19 protein-coding genes are annotated in these 21,266 nt (G+C 68.3%); 8 read left to right on the top strand and 11 right to left on the bottom strand.

All coding sequences use genetic code 11. From position 1 onward, the window contains the following. Positions 1-38: 38 nt before the first annotated feature. Positions 39-998 (bottom strand): tripartite tricarboxylate transporter substrate binding protein, encoded by a 960-nt coding sequence (locus HNP48_RS25530; protein ID WP_184862436.1) that lies wholly within the window; start codon positions 996-998, stop codon positions 39-41. 375 nt (positions 999-1,373) lie between these two features. Here HNP48_RS25530 and HNP48_RS25525 point away from each other — a divergent pair, with 375 nt between their 5' ends. Next, the gene (locus HNP48_RS25525) at positions 1,374-2,390 is read left to right on the top strand and encodes a LacI family DNA-binding transcriptional regulator (protein ID WP_184862434.1); all 1,017 of its coding nucleotides are present in this window, start codon (positions 1,374-1,376) and stop codon (positions 2,388-2,390) included. Here the strand turns inward: HNP48_RS25525 and HNP48_RS25520 are convergent, their stop codons facing one another. Continuing rightward, positions 2,391-3,632: an MFS transporter gene (locus tag HNP48_RS25520; protein WP_260420382.1), complete on the bottom strand. Its 1,242-nt coding sequence runs from the start codon at positions 3,630-3,632 to the stop codon at positions 2,391-2,393. A 196-nt stretch (positions 3,633-3,828) separates the two neighbouring features. Then, positions 3,829-4,311, bottom strand: coding sequence for a VOC family protein (locus tag HNP48_RS25515; protein ID WP_184862431.1), 483 nt, complete (start codon positions 4,309-4,311; stop codon positions 3,829-3,831). 171 nt (positions 4,312-4,482) lie between these two features. Between HNP48_RS25515 and HNP48_RS25510 the strand changes: the two genes are divergently transcribed. From HNP48_RS25510 to HNP48_RS25495, 4 genes are all read left to right on the top strand, one after another. After that, on the top strand, positions 4,483-4,989 hold the full coding sequence (locus HNP48_RS25510) for a YbhB/YbcL family Raf kinase inhibitor-like protein (protein ID WP_260420381.1): 507 nt from the start codon (positions 4,483-4,485) through the stop codon (positions 4,987-4,989). 28 nt (positions 4,990-5,017) lie between these two features. Then, positions 5,018-5,887 carry an AraC family transcriptional regulator gene (locus tag HNP48_RS25505; RefSeq protein WP_184862429.1) on the top strand — a complete coding sequence of 290 codons (870 nt, stop codon included), beginning with the start codon at positions 5,018-5,020 and terminating at the stop codon, positions 5,885-5,887. Between the two features lie 36 nt (positions 5,888-5,923). Beyond that, complete coding sequence (locus tag HNP48_RS25500; RefSeq protein ID WP_184862427.1) at positions 5,924-6,565, top strand: glutathione S-transferase family protein; 642 nt, start codon at positions 5,924-5,926, stop codon at positions 6,563-6,565. A gap of 92 nt (positions 6,566-6,657) precedes the next feature. After that, on the top strand, positions 6,658-7,305 hold the full coding sequence (locus HNP48_RS25495) for a pentapeptide repeat-containing protein (RefSeq protein WP_184862425.1): 648 nt from the start codon (positions 6,658-6,660) through the stop codon (positions 7,303-7,305). A 30-nt stretch (positions 7,306-7,335) separates the two neighbouring features. On the opposite strand, the gene HNP48_RS25490 is transcribed toward HNP48_RS25495, so the two are convergent. Further along, positions 7,336-8,097 (bottom strand): enoyl-CoA hydratase/isomerase family protein, encoded by a 762-nt coding sequence (locus HNP48_RS25490; RefSeq protein ID WP_184862423.1) that lies wholly within the window; start codon positions 8,095-8,097, stop codon positions 7,336-7,338. 32 nt (positions 8,098-8,129) lie between these two features. Further along, positions 8,130-9,725 (bottom strand): AMP-binding protein, encoded by a 1,596-nt coding sequence (locus HNP48_RS25485; RefSeq protein WP_184862421.1) that lies wholly within the window; start codon positions 9,723-9,725, stop codon positions 8,130-8,132. A gap of 156 nt (positions 9,726-9,881) precedes the next feature. Here HNP48_RS25485 and HNP48_RS25480 point away from each other — a divergent pair, with 156 nt between their 5' ends. Next, positions 9,882-11,294: a sigma-54-dependent Fis family transcriptional regulator gene (locus HNP48_RS25480; RefSeq protein ID WP_184862419.1), complete on the top strand. Its 1,413-nt coding sequence runs from the start codon at positions 9,882-9,884 to the stop codon at positions 11,292-11,294. A 17-nt stretch (positions 11,295-11,311) separates the two neighbouring features. Here the strand turns inward: HNP48_RS25480 and HNP48_RS25475 are convergent, their stop codons facing one another. The 4 genes from HNP48_RS25475 to HNP48_RS25460 all read right to left on the bottom strand — a co-directional run bounded on the left by HNP48_RS25475 (position 11,312) and on the right by HNP48_RS25460 (position 17,387). Beyond that, positions 11,312-14,467 (bottom strand): efflux RND transporter permease subunit, encoded by a 3,156-nt coding sequence (locus HNP48_RS25475; RefSeq protein WP_184862417.1) that lies wholly within the window; start codon positions 14,465-14,467, stop codon positions 11,312-11,314. A 42-nt stretch (positions 14,468-14,509) separates the two neighbouring features. Continuing rightward, complete coding sequence (locus HNP48_RS25470) at positions 14,510-15,907, bottom strand: efflux RND transporter periplasmic adaptor subunit (RefSeq protein WP_184862415.1); 1,398 nt, start codon at positions 15,905-15,907, stop codon at positions 14,510-14,512. A gap of 154 nt (positions 15,908-16,061) precedes the next feature. Then, complete coding sequence (gene rnhA, locus HNP48_RS25465) at positions 16,062-16,511, bottom strand: ribonuclease HI (protein WP_184862413.1); 450 nt, start codon at positions 16,509-16,511, stop codon at positions 16,062-16,064. A gap of 51 nt (positions 16,512-16,562) precedes the next feature. Then, positions 16,563-17,387 (bottom strand): class I SAM-dependent methyltransferase, encoded by an 825-nt coding sequence (locus HNP48_RS25460; RefSeq protein WP_260420380.1) that lies wholly within the window; start codon positions 17,385-17,387, stop codon positions 16,563-16,565. On the opposite strand from HNP48_RS25460, the gene gloB reads away from it, so the two are divergent. Both gloB and HNP48_RS25450 read left to right on the top strand, forming a co-directional pair. Further along, positions 17,386-18,165 carry a hydroxyacylglutathione hydrolase gene (gene gloB, locus HNP48_RS25455; protein WP_184862411.1) on the top strand — a complete coding sequence of 260 codons (780 nt, stop codon included), beginning with the start codon at positions 17,386-17,388 and terminating at the stop codon, positions 18,163-18,165. The two genes, HNP48_RS25460 and gloB, sit on opposite strands and share 2 nt — an antisense overlap. After that, positions 18,162-19,742, top strand: coding sequence for a transglycosylase SLT domain-containing protein (locus HNP48_RS25450; protein ID WP_184862409.1), 1,581 nt, complete (start codon positions 18,162-18,164; stop codon positions 19,740-19,742). Before gloB ends, HNP48_RS25450 begins: the two co-directional genes overlap by 4 nt. Before the next feature lie 154 nt (positions 19,743-19,896). Here the strand turns inward: HNP48_RS25450 and HNP48_RS25445 are convergent, their stop codons facing one another. Together HNP48_RS25445 and HNP48_RS25440 are read right to left on the bottom strand one after the other, a co-directional pair. Next, positions 19,897-20,049 carry a DUF3096 domain-containing protein gene (locus tag HNP48_RS25445; protein ID WP_145698004.1) on the bottom strand — a complete coding sequence of 51 codons (153 nt, stop codon included), beginning with the start codon at positions 20,047-20,049 and terminating at the stop codon, positions 19,897-19,899. A 142-nt stretch (positions 20,050-20,191) separates the two neighbouring features. After that, positions 20,192-21,244: an ABC transporter substrate-binding protein gene (locus HNP48_RS25440; protein WP_184862407.1), complete on the bottom strand. Its 1,053-nt coding sequence runs from the start codon at positions 21,242-21,244 to the stop codon at positions 20,192-20,194. Between the last annotated feature and the right edge of the window lie 22 nt (positions 21,245-21,266).

The following is a 21,266-nucleotide window of genomic DNA, read 5'->3' as shown; positions in this document are numbered from 1 at the left end:
CAGGAGCCCCAAGGCTGTGCCTTGGGGCAAGTGACGCATCAGTCGATGGAGATTTTTCCGGTCTCGATCACCGTCTTCCAGCGTGCGTATTCCTTCTTCTGGAATTCCGCGAACTGGGCCGGCGTGTTGACGACCATCTCGAAGCCGATGCCGACGAACTGGTCCTTGACCTTGGGGTCGTTGAGCGCTTCTGCAAAGGCCGCGTGGGCCTTTTCGCGCACGGCGGGCGGCAGGCCCTTGGGGGCGACGATGGCCTGCCAGGACGTGACCTCGACGTTCTTCACGCCGGCTTCGGTCAGGGTGGGCACATCGGGCAGCACGGGCGAACGCGCGGCGCTGGTGACGGCCAGGGCGCGCATCTTGCCGCCCTTGATGTACTGCACCACCGAGTTGACGTTCTGGAACGAGGCATCGACCTGCCCGCCCATGATGTCGGTGTGCGCCGGGGCGCCGCCCTTGTAGGGCACATGGATGGCGGTGGTGCCCGTCTGCTGCCAGAACAGCTCAGCCGTGAGGTGGTCGCTGGAGCCGTTGCCGGCCGAGGCAAAGGTCATCTTGCCGGGGTGGGCCTTGAGGTTCGCGATCACGTCGGCCACTGATTTGAACGGTGAGTTGGTGGGCACCACCAGCACATTGGGCGACTGCACGGCCACCGTGATCAGGTCGAAGTCCTTGAGCGCGTCGTACTGCATGCCCTTGAGCAGATGCGGCGTGATGACCAGCGGGCCGAGCGAGGTGACCAGGAAGGTGTAGCCATCGGCCGGCGCACGCTTGACGAAGGTGGCGCCGATGGTGCCGGTGGCCCCGGCCTTGTTGTCCACCAGGAAAGACTGCTTGAGCTTGTTGGTCAGCAGCGGGCCCACGGCGCGCGCCACCTGGTCGGTGGAGCCACCGGGCGGGAACGGCACCACCAGGGTGACGGCCTTGTCGGGCCAGGCCTGGGCATGCGATGCAAGTGCGGCCAGGCCCAGGCACAGGGCGGTGAATGTCTTTTTCATGCGTTGTCTCCTTGTTGGTAAACGGCCTTGCAGCCCATCACCCAGGGGCGGGCAGCTTGGCCGGGAGGGAAAGCTGCACTTCCCCACAAAATGGTAACGTTGTCATTTTTGGCAAATGAAGCAGCCCCGTCGGGTGCCTCATTCTTCCGAAAGCTTCAGCCTTCGTGAAAGTGCCTTTGCTACCGTTCGGCGCGAATGATATCGTTGTCATTTTGTGCAGTCAACCGGAAAAATGCGCGGAATCTGCAGACCCGCCACGGGGAATGCCGCCCAGGTTGCCAACACCGGAAGGCGCCCGGAATTTTGGTAGGGTACGGGCTTCGCTTCTTCTCCATCTTTTGCGCCAGCGCGGCCCTGGCTTTGCCGTACCCGTCCATGAGCACCCCCTCCCCTCACCACAAACCCGTCACCCTGCACGATGTGGCCAAGGTCGCGGGCGTGTCGCTCATCACCGCATCGCGCGCGCTGAGCAACCCCGGCGTGGTGTCGGACAAGACGATTGCCAAGGTGCGCGAAGCCGTGGAGGCCACGGGCTACATCCCCAACCTGCTGGCCGGGGGCCTGAAATCCAAGCGCAGCCGCATGGTGGCAGCCATCGTGCCGGCGCTGTCGGTGTCGCAGTTTCTGCCCACCGTGCAAACGCTCACCTCGGCCCTGGCCGCCGGGGGCTACCAGGTCATCGTGGGCCAGACCAACTACGACGCCGAGCGCGAGGAGGCCGTGCTCAACACCATGATCAGCCGCCAGCCCGACGGCATCGTGATGACCGGCCTGGTGCAGTCGCAGAAGGCGCGCGAGCGCCTGGTGCGATCGGGCATTCCCGTGGTCGAGACCTGGGACCTGAGCGACCGGCCGGTGGACATGGTGATCGGCTTCTCGCACCTCAAGGTGGGCGGTGCGGTGGGCGGCTATTTCCTCTCGCGCGGGTGGAAGAAGGTGGGCGTTGCCACCGGCAGCGACCACCGCGCCATGCTGCGCCGCGAGGGCTTTCTGGCCACCCTGGGCCGCAGCGATGTGCCCACCGCCGTGGTGCCCGCGCCCAGCAGCCTGGCCCTGGGCCGGCGTGCGCTGGCCGAATTGCTGGACCAGGAGCCGGGTCTGGAGGCCGTGTGCTGCAGTTCCGACACGCTGGCCCACGGCGTGCTGGTGGAGGCCCAGGCGCGCGGCCTGCGCGTGCCCGAGGACCTGGCCGTGGTGGGCTTTGGCAATGCCGAGTTCGGCGCGCACATGGTGCCGTCGATCACCACGGTGCATGTGGACGGGCCCGGGATCGGCAGCCTGGCCGCCCAGCTCATCCTGGCACGCTGCAACGGCGAGACGGTGGAGCAGCCCATCGTGGACCTGGGGTTCCGGCTGATCGAGCGGCGCTCCACGTCAGTGGACGCTGCGTAGTCACTCACTGCGCCCCAAGCGCACGGTAGCCAGCAAAGCCAGCGCCACGCAGGTGGCACCCGCCCCCACCAGAAAGGCCGTGGTGATGCCAAACCACTGCGTGGCCACCCCCACCACCGGCCCCGTCACGCCCAGCGCAATGTCGGCAAACGCGATGAAGTTGCCCACCGCGCGGCCGCGCTGATCGGGTGGTACCGAGCGCGTGGCGAGCACCCCCATGGCCGGGAACACGAGCGAGAAGCCCAGCCCCGTGAGCGTGGCGCCCAGCACGGCGATGGTGGGGCTGGTGGCCTGCCAGATCAGCACCTGGCCCACGGCCTCGAAGGCGAGCGAGCCCACCGCCACGGCCGTGGCGCCAAAACGGTCCGGCAGGCCCGAGCCGACCAGGCGCACCAGGATGTAGGCCGCACTGAAGCCCAGCAGCGCGGTGCCCGCATGCGGCCAGCCATGGGCCGCGTAGGCCAGCGTGAGAAAGGCCGCCATGGCCGCATAAGGCACGGTGGCCAGTGCCAGCACCAGACCCGGCCGCCAGATGAGGCCCAGCACGCGGTGGAAGGGCACGCGCTGCTGGCCGCCCGAGCCGGGCACGGCCGGCAGCCGCAGCGCAATGGCCCAGGCCACGACGGGCGTGAGGCATGCGAGCGCCCCCACACCGGCAAAGCCGAAGGATGGCTGCACCGCCAGCCCCAGCGGTGCGCCCAGGCCCAGCGCGGCATAGATGGCAATGCCCACCCAGGACATGACGGCGCCGGTGCGCGCCGGCCCCACGCGCGCAATGCCCCAGCTCATGAGGCCGGTGAGGAACAGGCTTTCACCGAGGCCCGCCACCAGCCGGCCAAGCAGGACCAGCGCCAGGCTGGCCACAGGCGCCAGGGGCAGCAGGCTGGCCAGCACATAGGCCAGGCCCGCGCAGGCCGTGAGCGGCAGGCCCAGCAGCACGGCAAAGCGCGGCCCGCGCTGGTCGCTCAAGGTGCCTGCCTGGTGGCGCGTGAGCAAGGTGGCCAGCGACTGCAGGCCGATGGCCCAGCCGACGGTGGCCGCGCCGAAACCCAGGTGGTGGCCCACTTCCAGCGCCAGGGCGCCGAGCGGAACGCTGATGGACAGAAAGCCGAGAAAGACCGCCAGCACCACGGGGGCCAGCCCCGCGAACACGGACGAGGATGCTGGCGCCGCACCTGGCAGGCGGACGGAAGAAACGGAAGAGAGAGAAGACGAAGAAGAATGCGGGATACGTGACGTCATGAAAGCGCGCCTTTAGAACGCCGAGACACGCCCTTACTGGGCTCCTCTCGACAAAGGACGCGTTGGATGACGGTAACGCTTACGACAGGCCGGCAAGCGGCTGCGGGGCGGATTATGGCGTGCGGTTTCGCTGCCCGTCAACCGCATCGGATAAAAAATTTTCCGATGCGACTACGGGCAAGCCGCGCATGCGGGGTCAGCCGCGAACCGCCTTTTCGATCGCGGCCACATCGATCTTCTTCATCGGCATCATGGCCTGGAACGCACGCTGGGCCACGTCGCCGCCCTGGGCCATGGCATCGGTCAGCACGCGCGGCGTGATCTGCCAGTTGATGCCCCAGCGGTCCTTGCACCAGCCGCAATGGCTCTCCTGCCCGCCGTTACCGACGATGGCATTCCACAGGCGGTCGGTCTCGGCCTGGTCGTCGGTGGCGATCTGGAACGAGAAGGCCTCGCTGTGCTTAAACTGCGGGCCGCCGTTCAGGCCAATGCAGGGGATGCCCGCGACGGTGAATTCCACGGTGAGCACCTTGCCCTTCTTGCCGCCGCCGGGGTAGTCCGACGGTGCCTGGTGCACGGCCGTCACCTTGGTGTCGGGAAAGGTCTGGGCGTAGAAGTTGGCAGCGGCCTCGGCCTCGCTGTCGTACCAGATGCAGACGGTGTTCTTGGCGGCGGGCATGCAGGTCTCCGGTGTGGAAAACGGCCAGTGTGTCGCGTCCAAGGCCTGCCTGCAACCCACGCGCTGTAGGACGCGAGCTTGATCGGATTGGCACAGAATGCGATTGGCGCGGCACCCTTTGAAAGTACCTCGGAACCTAGACTTTCCCCACACCCACTACCAGGAACCGACATGCCTTTCAGCACCCCACCCTCCTTCACCATGCACAGCCCCGACATGGCCGATGGCCGTGTGGCCCGCGCGCAGTTTGCCGCCGGCGCCATGGGCGGCCCGGGCGACAACCTGTCGCCGCAGATCGAATGGCAGGGCGCACCGGCCAGTGCGCAAAGCTTCATCGTCACGATGTACGACCCCGATGCGCCCACCGGCTCGGGCTGGTGGCACTGGGCCGTGGCCAACATCCCTGGCAGTGCCCGCGCGCTGCCGCGTGGCGCAGGCGTGGCAGGCACCAGCGCTCTGCCATCGGGAGCGGTGGAGATCAACACCGACATGGGTGTGCCCGGCTATGTAGGCCCCCTGCCCCCTCCCGGCGAAACGCACCGCTACGTGCTCACCGTGACCGCGCTCGATGTGCCGCGGCTGGACCTGCCGCCCACGGCCACGCCGGCACTGCTGGCCTTCATGGCCGGGGCCCACACGGTGGGCAAGGCCAGCTTCACCGCCATGGGTGCACGCTGAGCGCGCCAGCACGGAGCACAACCCCACCATGCGCCCACGCCATGCCGTACCGGACGGAGCCCACCTGGCCCGCAGCATCCACGCCCTGCCCGGCGTGGGCATGGCCGCCCATGTGCTGCAGGGGCGCGGGCTGGAGATCCTGCGCATGCGCATGGACCAGCCCGCGCTGATCCTGGTCGACCAGGGAACCAAGACCGTGCGCTCCGAGCGCGGTGCATCGGCCCGCGCCAAGCCCGGGCAGGCCATCGTGGTCGACGGGCAGCAGACGGTGGACTTCACCAATACCGTGCCCGAGGGCGTGGCGCACTACGAGGCCCGCTGGCTGGTGTTCGACACCGCGCTGCTCGAAGACCCCGGCTACCAGGCACGCGCGGCACGGTTGGAGCAGCAGCATGCCAGCGTGCGCCTGCTGCCCAAGGTCGCAGCGCCATTGGCCAGCGCCTTCGAGCGCGCTGCCCAGGCCCTGGCACCCGATGCGGCCTTGCCCGAATCCATTGCGCGCCTGCGCGTGCTGGAGGTGCTGCACTGGCTGCTGGAGCAGCACGGCGTGGCCTTGCGTGTGCCGCAAGCGCATGCCGATGTGTCCGCCAAGGTGCGCGCCCTCATCACGGGCCGGCTCGACACCGAATGGACCGCCGGCCGCATCGCCAGCGCGCTCGCCGTGTCCGAGGCCACACTGCGCCGCCGCCTGGTGGCCGAAGGCGCTTCGCTGACCCAACTGCTGGTGGACACGCGCATGGCCACCGCGCTCACGCTGCTGCAGGCCACCACGCAGCCGGTGTCGTCCATCGCGCTGTCGGTGGGCTACGAATCACCCTCGCGCTTTGCGGTGCGCTTTCGACAGCGCTTCGGTTTTGCACCCACAGCGGTACGCGGCCATGAGCGCGGCGCCGCGTGATCTTTCTATTCCTCCATCTCACGCCCACGACACCCCATGCTCAAGATCCACCACCTGGGCCATTCCCAGTCCGAACGCATCGTCTGGCTCTGCGAAGAGCTGGGCCTGCCCTATGACCTGGTGCACTACACACGCGATGCCACCACGCGACTTTCGCCGCCCGAGCTCAAGGCTTTGCACCCACTGGGCGCGGCGCCGCTCATCGAAGACGGCGACCTGCTGCTGGCCGAGTCGGCCGCCATCGTCGAGTACATCATCGTCAAGCACGGCGGTGGCCGCCTGAAGCTGGGGCCTGAGCATGCCGACTACGCGCAGTACCTGTACTGGTTCCACTTCGCCAACGGCAACCTGATGCCCGTGATCGGCCGCATGATGTCGGTGAGCCGCTCCCAGCTGCCAGCGGACCACCCGGTGCAGCAGAACGCGCAGCTGCGGCTGGACCGGGTGCTGGCACTGGTGGAGGCCCGCCTGGGCGAGGCGATCTGGCTCGCGGGCCAGGAGTTCACTGCCGCCGATGTGATGAGCGTGTTCCCGCTGACCACCATGCGGCTGTTCCAGCCGCTGGACCTTACACCCCACCCGAACATCCGCGCCTATCTGCAGCGCATCGGGGCGCGACCTGCGTACCGGCGTGCGATGGCGAAGGGGGATCCGGATCTGGTGCCGTTGCTGGGGTGAACCCCTGCCCACAGGACGCCGATGATCCGCCATGGTGGCTGCCGATCGTGTTTCCACAATAATCGCCCACCCCGTCTTCCGCCTGCCGCTACATGCCACCAGCCGCCAAAAAATCAGCCCGCCCCAGCGGACGCGCCTTGCGCGAGCGCTGGGGCGACCCGGTCTTTCTCGCAGAAGCCCTGCCTGCCATCGAACACATGCTGCGAACCCGCCAGTTCCATGCGGCAGACCTCAGGGGCATGGCCATGGCCACACCGAACGCGATCCCCCCATTGCAGCAACAGAATCTCTACAACGCCCAGCTGACGGAAGTGGACCTGTCCTACTGCCACGTGGCAACGTCGATCGCCAGCTCGAACTTCGTTCGCGTGCAGTTCGACCATGGATGGCTGGAGCAGGCCTACGCCAAGTCATCCACCTTCACCGACTGCAGCTTCGTCTCTGCCAAGGTGGGTTTTGTGGCCGATGACGCGGTATTCACCTCCTGCAACTTCCAGTCGTCCAAGTTCGTGAGCCACTGGTGGTCCGGGGGCGCGCTGCGGGCCCGGTTCGTGAACTGCGATTTTTCCAACGCCCATCTGCGCCGGGTCGCTTTCAGGGCGAGCCGCTTTGAGGGCTGCACTTTCGATGGATGCCTCTTCGACGAATGCGACATCCGAGGCACCCGATTCGACGGTGCCGAACCCGTTTTCAGGGACTGCATGGTCCTCACGGCCTCCAGTCCCTCCAGCAGTCACTGAAGACCGGCGCTCGCCAGCAGACTCCCCCGCTTACAGCCGACCTTGGGTGAACACCCCGATCCGCTCTGCCGTATCCGGGTCTGCAAAGCAGGCATTCGCCGCTTTGCCCTCTGCCGCCAGCGCCTCTTCGATGCGCGGCCCCAGGCCCGAGGTCAGCACGCGCTTGAGGCGTGCGGTGGCGCCGGCCGAGCGGGTGGCGACCTCGGCGGCCAGGGCCAGGGCGGTGGGCAGCATCTGGTCGGCGGGCACCACGCGGTTGACCAGGCCCAGGGCCTTGAGGTCTGCGGCGCTCTGGCGTTCGCCCAGCACGATGAGTTCCATGGTGCGCTGGTGGCCCAGGGCCTGGGGCAGCAGGTGCGTAACACCGCCGGTGACGAAGTGGCCCAGCGCCATTTCGGGGAAGAAGCAGACCAGGGTGTCTGCCGCCACCACCATGTCGCAGTTGAGTACCCACTCGAAGCCGCCACCCACGGCATAGCCATGCACGGCGCCAATGACGAGCTTGGGGCCGAACATGATGTCGCGCGTGATCTGCTGGATGCGCTCGCAGTGCTCGGCGATGGCGGCGGGGCTTTCGGACTGCTCGCCGAACTCCTTGAGGTCGTCGCCCGCGCAGAAGGCGCGACCCGCGCCGGTGAAGACGATAGCCCGCGTGGCGGGCTCGTTCTGCGCAGCCTGCAAGGCGGCGTGCAGGTCCACCAGCAGGGTGCCGCTGATGGCGTTGAGGCGCTCGGGGCGCTGCAGGGTGACGATGCTGACGGCGCCCTCGATCGTATGGGTGGCAAAGCTCATGGTGGGTCTCGCTTTCTTCGTTTGTTGGATGGTCAATTGGCGGTGCGCTGCGTGTCGGTCTCGCGGTCCCACGTTCCCGGCGCAATGCCTTCGGCCTGCAGGCGGAATTTCTCGACCTTGTCGGTGGGGGTCTTAGGCAGTGCGGACAGCAGGCGCACATAGCGTGGCACCATGAAGCGGGCCATGCGTTCGCTGCAGTGCTGCGCAAGGTCGGCCGGCGTGAGGCGGCTGCCAGGGCGCAGCACCACGCAGGCCATGACCTCTTCCTCGGTCATGTCGCTGGGCACGCCGAACACGGCGCTTTCGAGCACGTCGGGGTGGGTCTCGATGCCCATCTCGACCTCGGCGGCCGAGATGTTCTCGCCGCGGCGGCGCACGATGTCCTTGGTGCGGCCGACGAAGTACATGTAGCCGTCGGCATCCTGGCGCAGCAGGTCGCCGGTGTGGAACCACAGGTCCTTGAACGCGGTGAGCGTGGCCTCGGGCATGCCGTAGTAGCCCTGCATCAGCAGGCCGGTCTGCTCGGGGCGGATGAGCAGTTCGCCGGGCTGGCCCACGGGCACTGCGGCGCCCTGCGGGTCTGCCAGGCGTGCGCTGAAAGCAGGGTCCACCTTGCCGCACGAGCCCGTGCGCCGCGGCTCATGCAGGGGCGTGTACATCACGCCGCCGGCCTCGGTGGAGCCGTAGAGCTCCACCAGGCGGCAGCCGAAGCGTTGCTCGAACGCTGGCGCAAAGGCCGGCAGGGGCACGCCCCAGCCCAGGCGGGCGCGGTGGTCGCGGTCGCGCGGTGACGGAGGCTGCTTCCACAGCATGGTGACCGTGGCGCCCATGAAGTCGAACACGGTGGCCTGCAGGGCGCGCACCTCGTCCCAGTAGCGCGAGACGCTGAAGCGCTCGCCGATGGCGGCCACGCCGCGCAGCAGCAGCGCGGGCACGATGGTCATGACCGTGGCGTCCAGATGGAACATCGGGTAGGGGCAGTACAGCACGTCGTCGGGCCGCAGTTCCAGCCCCGCGATGAAGAGCCGCGCCTGGGCCAGCACGAAGCGGTGCGCGATCATGGCGGCCTTGGAGCGGCCGGTGGTACCCGAGGTGTAGAGCAGCAGGCACAGGGCATCGGGCGCGACCTCGGGGCGCGGCAGGGCCAGCGCGGTGGGCTCCACGCTGCACAGCAGGCTGTAAGGCTGGCAACCATCGGGCAGTGCGCCACCCTCGCCCACCAAAAAGACCTGGGTGGCGGTCGCCAATTCGGGCTGCACCTCGGCCCACTGGGCATGCAGGGTGGCATGCACCACGGCCAGCCGGCTTTCCACCAGGTTGACGGCGGCGGCCAGCGCCGCGCCGCGGAACGAGGTGTTGACCGGCGCCGCCACCGCGCCCAGCTTGGCCAGGGCGAACCACAGGATCGCCATCTCGATGCAGTTGGGCAGCATCAGGCTGACATGGTGGCCCGCGCGCACGCCCTGGGCGTGCAGGCCGGTGGCCAGGCGGTCGCTGGCCTCGTCGATCTGGCGGTAGGACCACTCGCCCGCGGCCATGCGGATGAAGGGCTGCTGCGGCACCTCGGCGGCGGCACGGCGCAGTTCGGCACCGAGGGAAGGGGCAAGGGGAAGAAGGGCGTTGGCCATGGCGGATGCAGGATAGGAATTGCCATGCCAAAGGGCAAGGACCATGCCATCGGCGATGCGGGCCTTCTCTCCCCTGCGGGCACGCCAGAACCTCGGCAGGAAGCGAACCGATTTGCTACAAACGTTCAATTATTGAACGTTGTATATTGCAACACCATGCCTGCCAAGAAACCGCCCGCCGCCTTGACCACCCTCGCCAGCAGCCAGGACGACCTGCTGGAGCGCCAGGGCCAGCTCATCGAGGAATTGCAGACCCTGGTGAACCATGTGCCCTATGGGCTGATGGTGCTGGAGCCCGGCGGTGTGGTGCGCCACCTCAATGCCGAGGCCGCACGCCAGCTACGCCTGCCGCGCCATCTGGCGCAGGGGCGCACGCTGGGTTCGCTGCTCGACTTCGACACCATGGTGGAGCAGGTGTTCCTGACGGGCGAGGGCTATACCGACCGCGAGCGCGTGATCTCCACCCCGCGTTTTCAACTGCATGTGCTGGACACGGCGGTGCCCGTGAAGGCGGCGGACGGGCGCGTGCTGTCGGTGGTGAACACCTTCCGCGAGATCAGCGGGGTGCACCGGCTGGCCGGCCGGCTGGCGGGCAGCCAGGCGCGCCACACCTTCGACACCATGATCGGCCAGAGCCCGGCGCTGCGGGCCACCATCGCCGCGGCACGCAAGGCCGCTGCGGGTCAGGCCAATGTGCTGCTCAGCGGCGAGAGCGGCACGGGCAAGGAGGTGCTGGCCCAGGCCATCCACAACGCAAGCGCGCGGCGCGACGGGCCCTTCATCGCGGTGAACTGCGCGGCGCTGCCGCGCGACCTGATCGAAAGCGAGCTGTTCGGCCATGCGCCGGGCGCCTTCACGGGCGCGCAGCGCGAGGGCCGGCCGGGCAAGTTCGAGGCGGCCAGCGGGGGCACCATCTTTCTGGACGAGGTATCGGAGCTGCCACTGGACGTGCAGGCCAAGCTCTTGCGTGTTTTGCAGGAGCGCGAGGTGGTGCGCCTGGGCAGCACGCGCGCCGTGCGCGTGGATGCGCGCGTGGTCACCGCCAGCAACCGCGACCTGCATGCCATGGTGGCGCGCAAGGAGTTCCGCGAAGACCTGTACTACCGCTGCCATGTGATCGCACTGGCCCTGCCGCCGCTGCGCGAGCGCCCGGCCGACGTGGCGCTGCTGGCCACGCACTTCCTCGCGCGCTACGGCGCGGCGCTGGGCAAGCCGGTGCACGAACTGCCCGCCGCCGTGCTGGCCGCGCTGCTGCAACACCCCTGGCCCGGCAATGTGCGCGAGCTGGAGAATGCAATGGAGCGGCTGGTGAACCTGAGCGAGGGCGGCACGCTGGATGCCGCGGCGCTGGGTCTGATGCCGACGGCGGCCAGCCTGCCGGCAGCCGCGGAGTCAGCCCCTGCCGGGGTGCGCAGTTTGCGCGAGGCAGAGCGCGAAGCCATCGCGCAGGCCCTGCGCGCCCACCGCTTCAATGTGACCCGCACCGCGCAGGCCCTGGGCATTGCCAAGCCCACGCTGTATGCCAAGCTGCGCCTGCACGGCATTGCGCTGGAGCGGCCGCTGGCCTGACAGGCAAGAACCCGTGCCTACTTCGCCACGTAGTCGTGCGGCGGGTGCAAGGGCTCGGCGGGCTCCTCCGCGGCCACGGCGGTGTTGGCCCCGGGCACGGCCTTGCGCGCGAACAGGGTGTACATGGTGGGCACGACGAAGATGGTGAGCAGCGTGCCCAGCGACATGCCGCCCACGATCACCCAGCCGATCTGCGAGCGCGTTTCGGCACCGGCGCCCGTGGCCAGGGCCAGCGGGATGGCGCCGAGCACCATGGCGCCCGTGGTCATAAGGATGGGGCGCAGGCGCTGGGCCGAGGCCTTGACCAGCGCATCCACCATCTCCAGGCCCTGCTCGCGCAGCTGGTTGGTGAATTCCACGATCAGGATGCCGTGCTTGGTGATCAGCCCCACCAGGGTGATCAGGCCGATCTGCGAGTACACGTTGAGCGAGCCCCCGCTCCACTTGAGCGCCAGCAGCGCACCGATCATGGACAGCGGCACCGAGACCATGATCACCAGCGGGTCGATGAAGCTTTCGAACTGCGCCGCCAGCACCAGGAAGATGAACACCAGCGCCAGCAGGAAGACAATGCCCAGCGCGCCCTGCGAGCTGCGGAATTCGCGCGAGGTGCCGTTGAGGTCGGTGGTGTAGCCGGGCTTGAGCACCTTGGCGGCCGTGGCGTCCATGAAGCCCAGGGCCTCGCCCAGCGAGTATTCGGGCGACAGGTTGGCTGTGATGGTGACCGAGCGGCGCTGGCCGAAGTGGTTGAGCTCGCGCGGGCTTACGCTTTCCTTGACGTTGACCAGGCTCGAGAGCGGGATCATCGCATCGTTGCGGCCGCGCACGTAGATGCTGTCGATGTTCTCGGGCGTGGTGCGGCCGCTGGCCTGGGTCTGCACGATCACGTCGTACTGCTCGGAGTCGCGCTTGTAGCGCGTCACGGTGCGCCCGCCCAGCATGGTCTCGATGGCCCGGGCCACCACGTCCACGCTCACGCCCAGGTCGGCGGCGCGGTCGCGGTTGACGGCGATGCGCAGCTCGGGCTTGTTCAGGCGCAGATCGGCCTCGGGGGAGATGATGCCGGGGTTCTTGGCGATCTCGGCCATCATGGCGTTGGACACGGCGTTGAGGTTCTCGTAGCTGTCGGAGGTCTGGATCACATAGGTCAGCGGGCGCGCGCGGAACGGCTGGCCCAGCGAGGGCGGCGTGATCAAAAAGGCGTTGACCCCCGGCAGACCCACCACCTTGGGCTGCAGCTCGCGCACCATGTTGAGCGTGCTGCGCGAGCGGTTCTCCCAGTCCACCGTGCGGTAGATCACGCTGCCCTGCGCCACCGTGGGGTTGCCGATGTTGGCGAAGATGCGGTCGAACTCGGGGTAATCGCGGCCCACCTTTTCGAGCTCCAGCGCATAGCGGTTGGTGTACTCCAGCGTGGCGCCGTCGGGTGCGGTGACGTTGACCAGGATGGTGCCGCGGTCTTCCAGCGGCGAGAGCTCCTGGCGCATGCCGGGGTAGACCAGCACCAGCGCGGCGCCGCTGGCCACCATGGCCAGAACCACCAGCCAGCGCGCCTGGAACAGCGCGCCGCGCACGCCACCACCACCCGAGCGGCCACCCCAGCGCGCGGTGACGACCCAACGCAGCAGGCGGCCATAGGCATCCGACAGGGCCGTGAGCCAGCGCTCCATGGAGCGGTCGAACCAGTTGGGGTTGGGGTTGTGCTTGAGCAGCAGCGAGCACATCATGGGCGAGAGCGTGAGCGCCACGAAGCCCGAGACCACCACGGCACCGGCCAGCGCCAGCGCGAACTCCACAAACAGCCGCCCCGTTCGGCCCGGCGTGAAGGCCAGCGGCGCATACACGGCCACCAGGGTCAGCGTCATGGCGACGATGGCAAAGCCGATTTCACGCGCCCCCTTGATCGCGGCCGAGAACGGGTCGAGCCCCTCCTCGATGTGCCGGTAGATGTTCTCCAGCATCACGATGGCGTCGTCCACCACCAGGCCGATGGCCAGCACCAGGGCCAGCAGGGTGAGCGTGTTGATCGAAAAGCCCGCCAGCGACATCAGCGCGAAGCTGCCCACCAGGCTCACCGGGATGGTGACGATGGGAATGATGGAGGCGCGCGCCGTGCGCAAGAAGACGAAGATCACCAGGGCCACCAGCACCACGGCCTCGGCGATGGTGGTGTAGACGCTTTTCACCGAGCGGTCGATGAACAGCGAGTTGTCGTTGGCGATGTCGATGGCGATGTCGGGCGGCAGGTCGGCCTTGAGCGTGGGCAGCATGGCGCGCACGCCGGCCGACAGCTCCAGCGGGTTGGCCGTGGCCTGGCGGATCACGCCCAGGGAGATGGCTTCGCGCCCGTTCAGGCGCACACGGCTGCGGTCGCTGGCGGCGCCCTCCTCCACGCGCGCCACGTCGCGGATGCGCACCGGAAAGCCGTTGACGGTGCGGATCACCACGTTGGAAAACTGCGCCGGGCTGGCCAGGTCGGTCTGCGAGGTGACGCTGAACTCGCGCTGCTGCGACTCGATGCGGCCGGCGGGCAGCTCCAGGTTGTTGCGGCGGATGGCGTCTTCCACGTCCTGCGTGGTCAGGCGGTAGCCGGCCATGCGCTCGGGGTCGAGCCACACGCGCATGGCGTAGCGGCGCTCACCGTAGATGGGCACGTCGGCCACACCGGTCACGGTCTGCAGGCGCGGCTTGACGATGCGGTTGAGCAGGTCGTTGATCTCCAGCGGGGTGCGCGTGTCGCTGCTGAAGGCCAGCCACATCACGGGCGAGGCATCGGCCTCGACCTTGGCGATCACGGGCTCGTCCACCGCATCGGGCAGGCGGTTGCGCACACGCGCCGTGCGGTCGCGCACCTCGGCGGCGGCGTTGTCGGCGTCCTTCTCCAGGCGAAAGCGCACGCTGATCTGGCTTTGCTCGGCTCGGCTGATGGAGGTGATCACGTCCACCGCGTCGATGCCGGCGATCGAGTCTTCGAGTGGCTTGGTGACCTGCGATTCGATCACCTCGGCCGAGGCCCCTGCGTAGCGCACACTCACGGTGACCACCGGCTCGTCGATCTTGGGGTACTCGCGCACTGACAGGCGCGTGAAGCTCACGGCGCCGATCAGCAGCACCAGCAGCGACAGCACGGTGGCAAACACCGGCCGGCGGATCGAGAGTTCAGCGAGTTGCATGGCGGTGGCCCAGCAGGGTGCGGTGAAAGGGTGCCAGGTTGCTCAGGCGGGCTGGCGCGCGGCGGCAGGGGCCGGGCGGCCCGGGGTGGCCACTGCGGCCTGGCAGGGGTTGGGGCCGGGCAGCGGCTCCACCAGTGCGGGCTGGGGGGCGGCGGCCACCACCACGGGGGCCGGCGCAGGGGCGGCTGCGGGCACGGCCGGTGCGGCCGATGCGGGGGCATCGGCTGCGGTGGCCGCGCCCGATGCCGCACCCGAGGCAGCCCGGGCTGGGCCGGCGCTGCCCTTGGCCTTGCCGGCCTCGGGCTGGCCCAGCACCACCACGCGCACGGCCGTGCCGTCGCGCTGGATGCGCTGCTGGCCTGCCGTGACAACCAGGTCATCGGCGGCCAGGCCGTCCACCACCTCGACGAAGCCGGGGGCGCGCACGCCCAGCTTCACGGCGGTGCGCTGGCTCACGCGGGTGCCGGGCTCCTTGCCGTCGATCACCTTGAAGACAAAGGCGTTGCTGCCCTCGGGCACGATGGCCTCCTCGGGCACCACGCGCGCGTTGGCACGCTCGGAGAACACCGTGGTCACGCGCGCGAACATGCCCGGGCGCAGCTGCAGGCGGCGGTTGTCGATGCAGCCGCGCACGGCCACGGCGCGGCCATCGGCGTCGATCTGCGGGTTGATGGCCTGGACGACGGCCGCATAACGCACGCCGGGCAGTGCATCGAAGGCCACGCGCGCCGTCTGGCCGGTGCGCACCTTGGCCTGCAGGCGCTCGGGCAGGCGGAAGTCCACGTACACGGCGTCCAGGTCTTCCACGTTGACGATGTCGGCGCCGTCCTTGAGGTAGTCACCCACATTCACGCCGCGGATACCGGCAATGCCGTCGAACGGTGCCAGGATGCGCAGGCGCGAGGCCGTGGCCTGGGCCAGCGCGAGCTTGGCCTGGGCAACTTCGAGGTTGGCCGCACTCTCGTCGACCGAGCGCTGGCTGATGAAACCCTGGGCCACCAGCTCCTGGTTGCGCTTGTGGTTGGCCTGGGCGATGGACAGCTCGGCCTGGCTTTGCTGCACCTGGGCCCGGGGCAACTGGTCGTCGAACTGCACCAGCACCTGGCCCTGGCGCACGCGCTGGCCATCGGTGAAATGCAGCGCCGTGATGCGCCCGCTGACCTCGGGGCGCAGCACCACGCTGCGGCGCGAGCGCAGGCTGCCCACGGCCTCGGCGTCGTCGCGCAGGGCCATCTGGCGCACGGGCGTGGCCTCCACGGCCACCACACGGCCCGCGCCGCCCTGCCCGCCCTGCCCGCCCGGGCCGCGTGCGCCACCCGCAGGTGCGGCGGCAGCGTCCGTCTTCGCTGGCGCGGCCGGGCGCTGAAGCCACCATGCGGCCCCCGATGCGGCAGCGATGCCGACGACAGCAACAACGAGATATCGGGTTTTGGACGCCATGGATGGACCAGCAACAGCAGTGAAATCGGTGGAATGGCCCGGAACTGCGGGCCATCCACCAATGTATCAGTGTGTGTCCAAAACCGCAGCTTCCGGCGATTTCAGCGGTGGGGCTTTGGAGACAGATGGCTGCTGGTAAACCCTTGGCCGCCTGTCAGATCCTGCCCAGGGCCTTGTCCACGCCCTTGTTGGCCAGTTGGTCGGCGCGCTCGTTGCCGGGGTCGCCCGAATGGCCCTTGACCCAGCGCCAGTCGATGCGGTGGCCGCCGCCCGAGACCAGGGCATCGAGGCGCTGCCAGAGCTCCACATTCTTCACCGGGGCCTTGGTGGCCGTGCGCCAGCCCCGGGCCTTCCAGCCGTGGATCCATTCGGTGATGCCTTTGCGCACGTATTCGCTGTCCAGGTACAGGGTGACGGCGCAGGGGCGCTTCAGGGCGGCCAGCGCCTCGATCACGGCCAGCAGCTCCATGCGGTTGTTGGTGGTGCCCAGCTCGCCGCCGAACAATTCCTTCTCCGACGTGCCCGCGCGCAGCAGCACGCCCCAGCCGCCCGGGCCGGGATTGCCCTTGCAGGCGCCATCGGTGTAAATGACTACTTCGTTCAAGATCGATTCCTGTTCTTCACTACCCAGGAGTCTAAGGGCGACAGCGTCGCGTCAGCGCCGATGGGCCGGGGGCGATGGCGTGCGGTGGGCCACCGGCACGGTGGCGGCGTTGCGCTGCTTTGCCGTGCGCCAGGCGGGGCCGAGCAGGCGCATGCCGTGCACGCGCTTGACGGCCACGATGAAGTAGCCTGCGCCGAAGATGGGCCACCAGCGCTCGCCCAGCGGGTCCATCCAGCCAAAGCGCTCGATCCACTGGCTGCTGCGCACCGCAGGGCGGTAGCAGCCGAACTGCGCCGACTCCACTTCGAAGCTGAGCAGCCGCAGCCAGTCGCGCAGGCGGCGGTAGCCGATGAATTCGCCCACATCGGGCAGGTAGAGGCTGCCGCGGCCAAAACGCTGGTACAGCCGTGCGCGGCGCTGGCGCAGGCCCCACAGGCTCATGGGGTTGAGGCCGCTGATGACCACGCGCCCCTCGGGCACCAGCACGCGCTCCACCTCGCGCAGCGCGGTGTGGGGGTCGATGCTCAGCTCCAGCGTGTGCGGCAGCACCACCAGGTCGAGGCTGGCTTCGGCAAAGGGCAATGCCACGGGTTCGGCCAGCAGGGCGATGGCCTGGCGCGGCGTGCCATCTGCGCGCAGGGGGGAAGCATCCGGTAGCAGGCCTTCGGCGTCCGCGGCCTCCTGGCCCAGCACCAGCCACTGGTTGGGCATGCGGTTGGTGCGCAGGCCGTCCAGCAGCGGCATGCCCAGCTGCACGGCGTGGTAGCCAAAGAGGTCGGCCACCGCTTCGTCCAGGCGGGTCTGCTCCCAGGCCAGCAGGTAACGGCCGGGCGGGGAATCGAACCAATGGTGCAAACCTATAATTTGATCGCTCATGAACCTGCTACCGCTGCCCGCCTTTGCCGACAACTACATCTGGATGCTGCACGACGCACGCCAGGCCATTGTCGTGGACCCGGGAGATCCCGCACCGGTTCAGAAGGCTTTGCACGACCAGGGACTGCGATTGCAGGCCATTCTAGTCACGCACCACCACAACGACCACGTGGGTGGAGTGGACGTGCTGCGTGAGGCCACCGGGGCCACCGTGTACGGCCCGGCACGCGAGAAGATCCCCGAGCCGCTGGTGCGCCTGTCCGCCGGTGACACGGTGGATGTGGCGGGCCTGCATTTCACCGTGCTGGACGTACCGGGCCATACGGCAGGGCACATCGCCTTTTACTGCGCGGACCTGGGCGACGGCACGCCGGCGCTGTTCTGTGGCGATACCCTGTTCTCGGCCGGCTGCGGTCGGCTGTTCGAGGGCACACCGGCGCAGATGCTCGATTCGCTCGACCAGCTGGCGGCCCTGCCCGGCAACACACGGGTGTGCTGTGCGCACGAATACACACTATCGAACCTGAAATTCGCGCGCGCGGTGGAACCTGGCAACCAGGATCTGGTCCACTACCTCGGCTGGTGCGAGGCACAGCGGGCACGCAAGGTGCCCACCTTGCCGTCGACCATTGCGCAGGAGCGCGCGGTGAACCCTTTTCTGCGCGTGCGCGAGTCCGGGGTGCGCGAGGCGGCACAGCGGTTCCACCAGCAGACCGATCAACACGACGCGGTGGCAGTGCTGGCTGCCCTGCGCCAATGGAAGAACGAGTTTCGATGAAAATTGTGCACATCGCATGCCTGGCTGGCATGCTCTGGCTGACTGGCTGCGCCACCACCGGAACCGACACCACCGTGGCGGGCGGCGCATCCGACGGCCCCGCCATCCCCACCAACAACAAGACCCCTGCCCGCCCCGCGCACACGCCACTCATCCCCAATGGGCCGCTGCAGCCCATCATGGCGGTGAACGCCTTCAATGGTGGCGGCGTGGCCTCGCTGTCGGCCCCGGCCGACCTGTGGGACCGCATACGCCGCGGCTTTGCCATGCCCGACCTGCAGCACGAGCTGGTGCAGGACCGCGAGCAGTGGTATGCCACGCGGCCCGACTACATCCAGCGCATGACGGAGCGCTCGAGCAAGTACCTGTTCCACATCGTCGAGGAGCTGGAGCGCCGCGGCATGCCCACCGAGCTGGCGCTGCTGCCCTACATCGAAAGCGCGTTCAACCCGCAGGCCGTCTCCAGCGCCAAGGCCGCGGGCATGTGGCAGTTCATGCCGGCCACGGGCAGTTATTTCGACCTCAAGCAGAACGCCTTTCGCGATGACCGGCGCGACGTGCTGGCCTCGACCCGTGCGGCGCTCGACTACCTGCAAAAACTCTACGGCATGTTTGGCGACTGGCACCTGGCCCTGGCCGCCTACAACTGGGGCGAAGGCAGCGTGGGCCGCGCCATTGCAAAGAACCAGAAGGCGGGCCTTGGCACGGGCTACACCGACCTGAACATGCCGGCCGAAACCCGGCTGTACGTGCCCAAGCTGCAGGCGGTGAAGAACATCGTGGCCAACCCCGATGCCTTCAAGACCGAGTTGCCGCTGATCGAGAACCACCCCTACTTCCAGACGGTGGACATCACGCACGACATCGATGTGGCGCTGGTGGCCAGCCTGTCGGGCATCCGCGAGGACGATTTCCGCGCGCTCAACCCCTCGTACAAGCGCCCGGTGATCCTGGCGGCCGGCACGCCGCAGATCCTGCTGCCCTGGGACAACGCCAAAGTCTTCCAGCGCAACCTCGAAGCGCGCCGCGAAGGCCAGTACGCCAGCTGGACCGTGTGGTCCGTGCCCACCACCATGACGGTGGCCGACGCAGCCCAGCGCACCGGCATGAGCGAGGCCGACCTGCGCAGCATGAACAACATTCCGCCGCGCATGCTGATCAAGGCGGGCTCGGCACTGATGGTGCCGCGCTCGGTGACCACGCGCGAGGACGTGTCCTCGCACCTGGCGGACAACGGCCAGCTGGCCTTCGCCCCCGAGATCGTCACGCGCCGCACCACGGTGCGCGCCCGCAAGGGCGAAACCGTGGCCAGCGTGGCCAAGCGCTACAACCTGAGCGCCAGCAACGTGGCCGACTGGAACGACGTGAAGGCCAGCGCCGCCTTCAAGCTGGGCCAGCAGATCGTGGTCTACCTGCCCGTGCGCGCCGCCGTCGCCGCAGCCAGCACGCAGGTGCGTTCATCGAACGTGCGCAACGTGGTGCAGGCCCGCGGCAACAACAAGCAAAGTACCGCCAAGGCCCCGCCGTCCGCCCCCGTCAAGCGCGGCGGCACGCCGTCCAAAGTCAAAAAGCGTTGAATCCCAAGGGTCTGCTGCGTCTTGAACGGACAGACCCTGCACTCAAGAGCGGCTGAAAAACTTTCCTGGCTAGGCGCCTCGTCGCAGACAGTACTGAAAGTACGGCAAGACGGAGCAACGACGCCAGGGGAGTTTTCTCAGTCGCTCCGCACTGTCAAAGCTTCAGCGAATGCATGCCCATGAGTCCTAGTACACCCATGACGATGAGGTAGATCGCCACGATGGTGCTGAGCAGGCGCGGCATGACGAGGATGAGGATGCCCGCAATCAGGGAGACGAGCGGGCCGATGCTGAGGGTGAACGACATGGTGAGGCAGTCCTTGTTGGCTGGGGTTGGGTATCCGGAGGTTACGCATCCGGAGCGCCGACCAATGTAAGCCATCTTCCCGACCCGAAAGCGCATTTTTCGGACAATCGTGCCACCCGCACCCTCGGTGCGCTGCGCAGGCTCAGACGTTGTACTTCAAGCGTGCCTTGCGCACCCACTCGTTGCTGAAGGTGCGGGCCAGATCGACCTTGGCGCCCGCCACGTCAGAGCCGGTGCGGCCCAGCACGCGCAGTGCGGTGGCGGGCCCGTCGTCGGGCATCAGGCCGTTGGGCGAGAAGGTCTCGCGCACGCGGCTGAATGCGGCCAGGTACAGGCCCCGGTCGCCCAGCAGGTAGCTCGGCGGCACCAGCTTGATCAGATCGGCGGGCGCCGCAGTCTGCAGCCATTTGAGCGCATGCACAATGGCATTGGTGAGCGCCTGCACCTGCGCCGGCTGCTTTTGCACGAAGGCATGGGGAGCGTACAGGCAGCCTGCGGGCATGTTGCCGCCGAACAGCTCGTGGGCCCCCTTCAGGGTGCGCATGTCGCCCACGATGTGCACATCCATCTTCTGTTCGAGCAGGGTCATGATGGGGTCGGCATGGCACAGCGCATGCACCTGGCCCGTGCGCAGCGCCGCCACGGCCGGCGCGCCCGATCCCACCCCGATGAAGTTGACGTCGCGCTCGCGCATGCCGGCGCGCGCCAGCAGGTGCACGGCCATGAGGTGCGTGGACGAGCCCAGGGCCGAGACGCCGATGCGCCGGCCTGCCAGGTCCGAGAGTTCGTCATAGCGCGGCAGCGCCTTGCGCGACACCCCCATGGCAATCTGCGGCGCGCGGCCATGCAAGGCCATCGCACGCAGGTGGTTGCCACGCACCTGCTGGCGGATGGTGTACTCGTAGGCCCCCGACCCCACATCGGCCGTGCCGTTGAGCACCGCCTGCAGCGCCATGGCACCGCCGGCAAAGTCGGACACCACGACCTGCAGGCCCTCGCTCTCAAAATAGCCCAGCAGGTCGGCCAGCGCCAGCGGCAGGTGGTAGAGCACGCTCTGCCCGCCCACGGCCACCGTGACACGGCCCAGCCCCGGAGCGGTGGCCTGCTGCGACAGCACGGCAGGCGCGAACACCGCAGCCGCCGAGAGGGCGGATACGGCGCCAAATGCGCGGCGGCTGAGCATGGGTGGTGGCATGGAAAAAGAAAGGCGAAAAAGC

The organism is Acidovorax soli (genome assembly GCF_014207955.1).
Lineage (GTDB): Bacteria > Pseudomonadota > Gammaproteobacteria > Burkholderiales > Burkholderiaceae_C > Acidovorax > Acidovorax soli_A.
This window is presented reverse-complemented; position numbering and strand designations above follow the sequence as displayed.

Coding starts and splice junctions, on each gene's coding strand:
- HNP48_RS25530 (WP_184862436.1), bottom strand. CDS start 998: ATGAAAAAGACATTCACCGCCCTGTGCCTGGGCCTGGCCGCACTTGCA.
- HNP48_RS25525 (WP_184862434.1), top strand. CDS start 1,374: ATGAGCACCCCCTCCCCTCACCACAAACCCGTCACCCTGCACGATGTG.
- HNP48_RS25520 (WP_260420382.1), bottom strand. CDS start 3,632: ATGACGTCACGTATCCCGCATTCTTCTTCGTCTTCTCTCTCTTCCGTT.
- HNP48_RS25515 (WP_184862431.1), bottom strand. CDS start 4,311: ATGCCCGCCGCCAAGAACACCGTCTGCATCTGGTACGACAGCGAGGCC.
- HNP48_RS25510 (WP_260420381.1), top strand. CDS start 4,483: ATGCCTTTCAGCACCCCACCCTCCTTCACCATGCACAGCCCCGACATG.
- HNP48_RS25505 (WP_184862429.1), top strand. CDS start 5,018: ATGCGCCCACGCCATGCCGTACCGGACGGAGCCCACCTGGCCCGCAGC.
- HNP48_RS25500 (WP_184862427.1), top strand. CDS start 5,924: ATGCTCAAGATCCACCACCTGGGCCATTCCCAGTCCGAACGCATCGTC.
- HNP48_RS25495 (WP_184862425.1), top strand. CDS start 6,658: ATGCCACCAGCCGCCAAAAAATCAGCCCGCCCCAGCGGACGCGCCTTG.
- HNP48_RS25490 (WP_184862423.1), bottom strand. CDS start 8,097: ATGAGCTTTGCCACCCATACGATCGAGGGCGCCGTCAGCATCGTCACC.
- HNP48_RS25485 (WP_184862421.1), bottom strand. CDS start 9,725: ATGGCCAACGCCCTTCTTCCCCTTGCCCCTTCCCTCGGTGCCGAACTG.
- HNP48_RS25480 (WP_184862419.1), top strand. CDS start 9,882: ATGCCTGCCAAGAAACCGCCCGCCGCCTTGACCACCCTCGCCAGCAGC.
- HNP48_RS25475 (WP_184862417.1), bottom strand. CDS start 14,467: ATGCAACTCGCTGAACTCTCGATCCGCCGGCCGGTGTTTGCCACCGTG.
- HNP48_RS25470 (WP_184862415.1), bottom strand. CDS start 15,907: ATGGCGTCCAAAACCCGATATCTCGTTGTTGCTGTCGTCGGCATCGCT.
- gloB (WP_184862411.1), top strand. CDS start 17,386: ATGAACCTGCTACCGCTGCCCGCCTTTGCCGACAACTACATCTGGATG.
- HNP48_RS25460 (WP_260420380.1), bottom strand. CDS start 17,387: ATGAGCGATCAAATTATAGGTTTGCACCATTGGTTCGATTCCCCGCCC.
- HNP48_RS25450 (WP_184862409.1), top strand. CDS start 18,162: ATGAAAATTGTGCACATCGCATGCCTGGCTGGCATGCTCTGGCTGACT.
- HNP48_RS25445 (WP_145698004.1), bottom strand. CDS start 20,049: ATGTCGTTCACCCTCAGCATCGGCCCGCTCGTCTCCCTGATTGCGGGC.
- HNP48_RS25440 (WP_184862407.1), bottom strand. CDS start 21,244: ATGCCACCACCCATGCTCAGCCGCCGCGCATTTGGCGCCGTATCCGCC.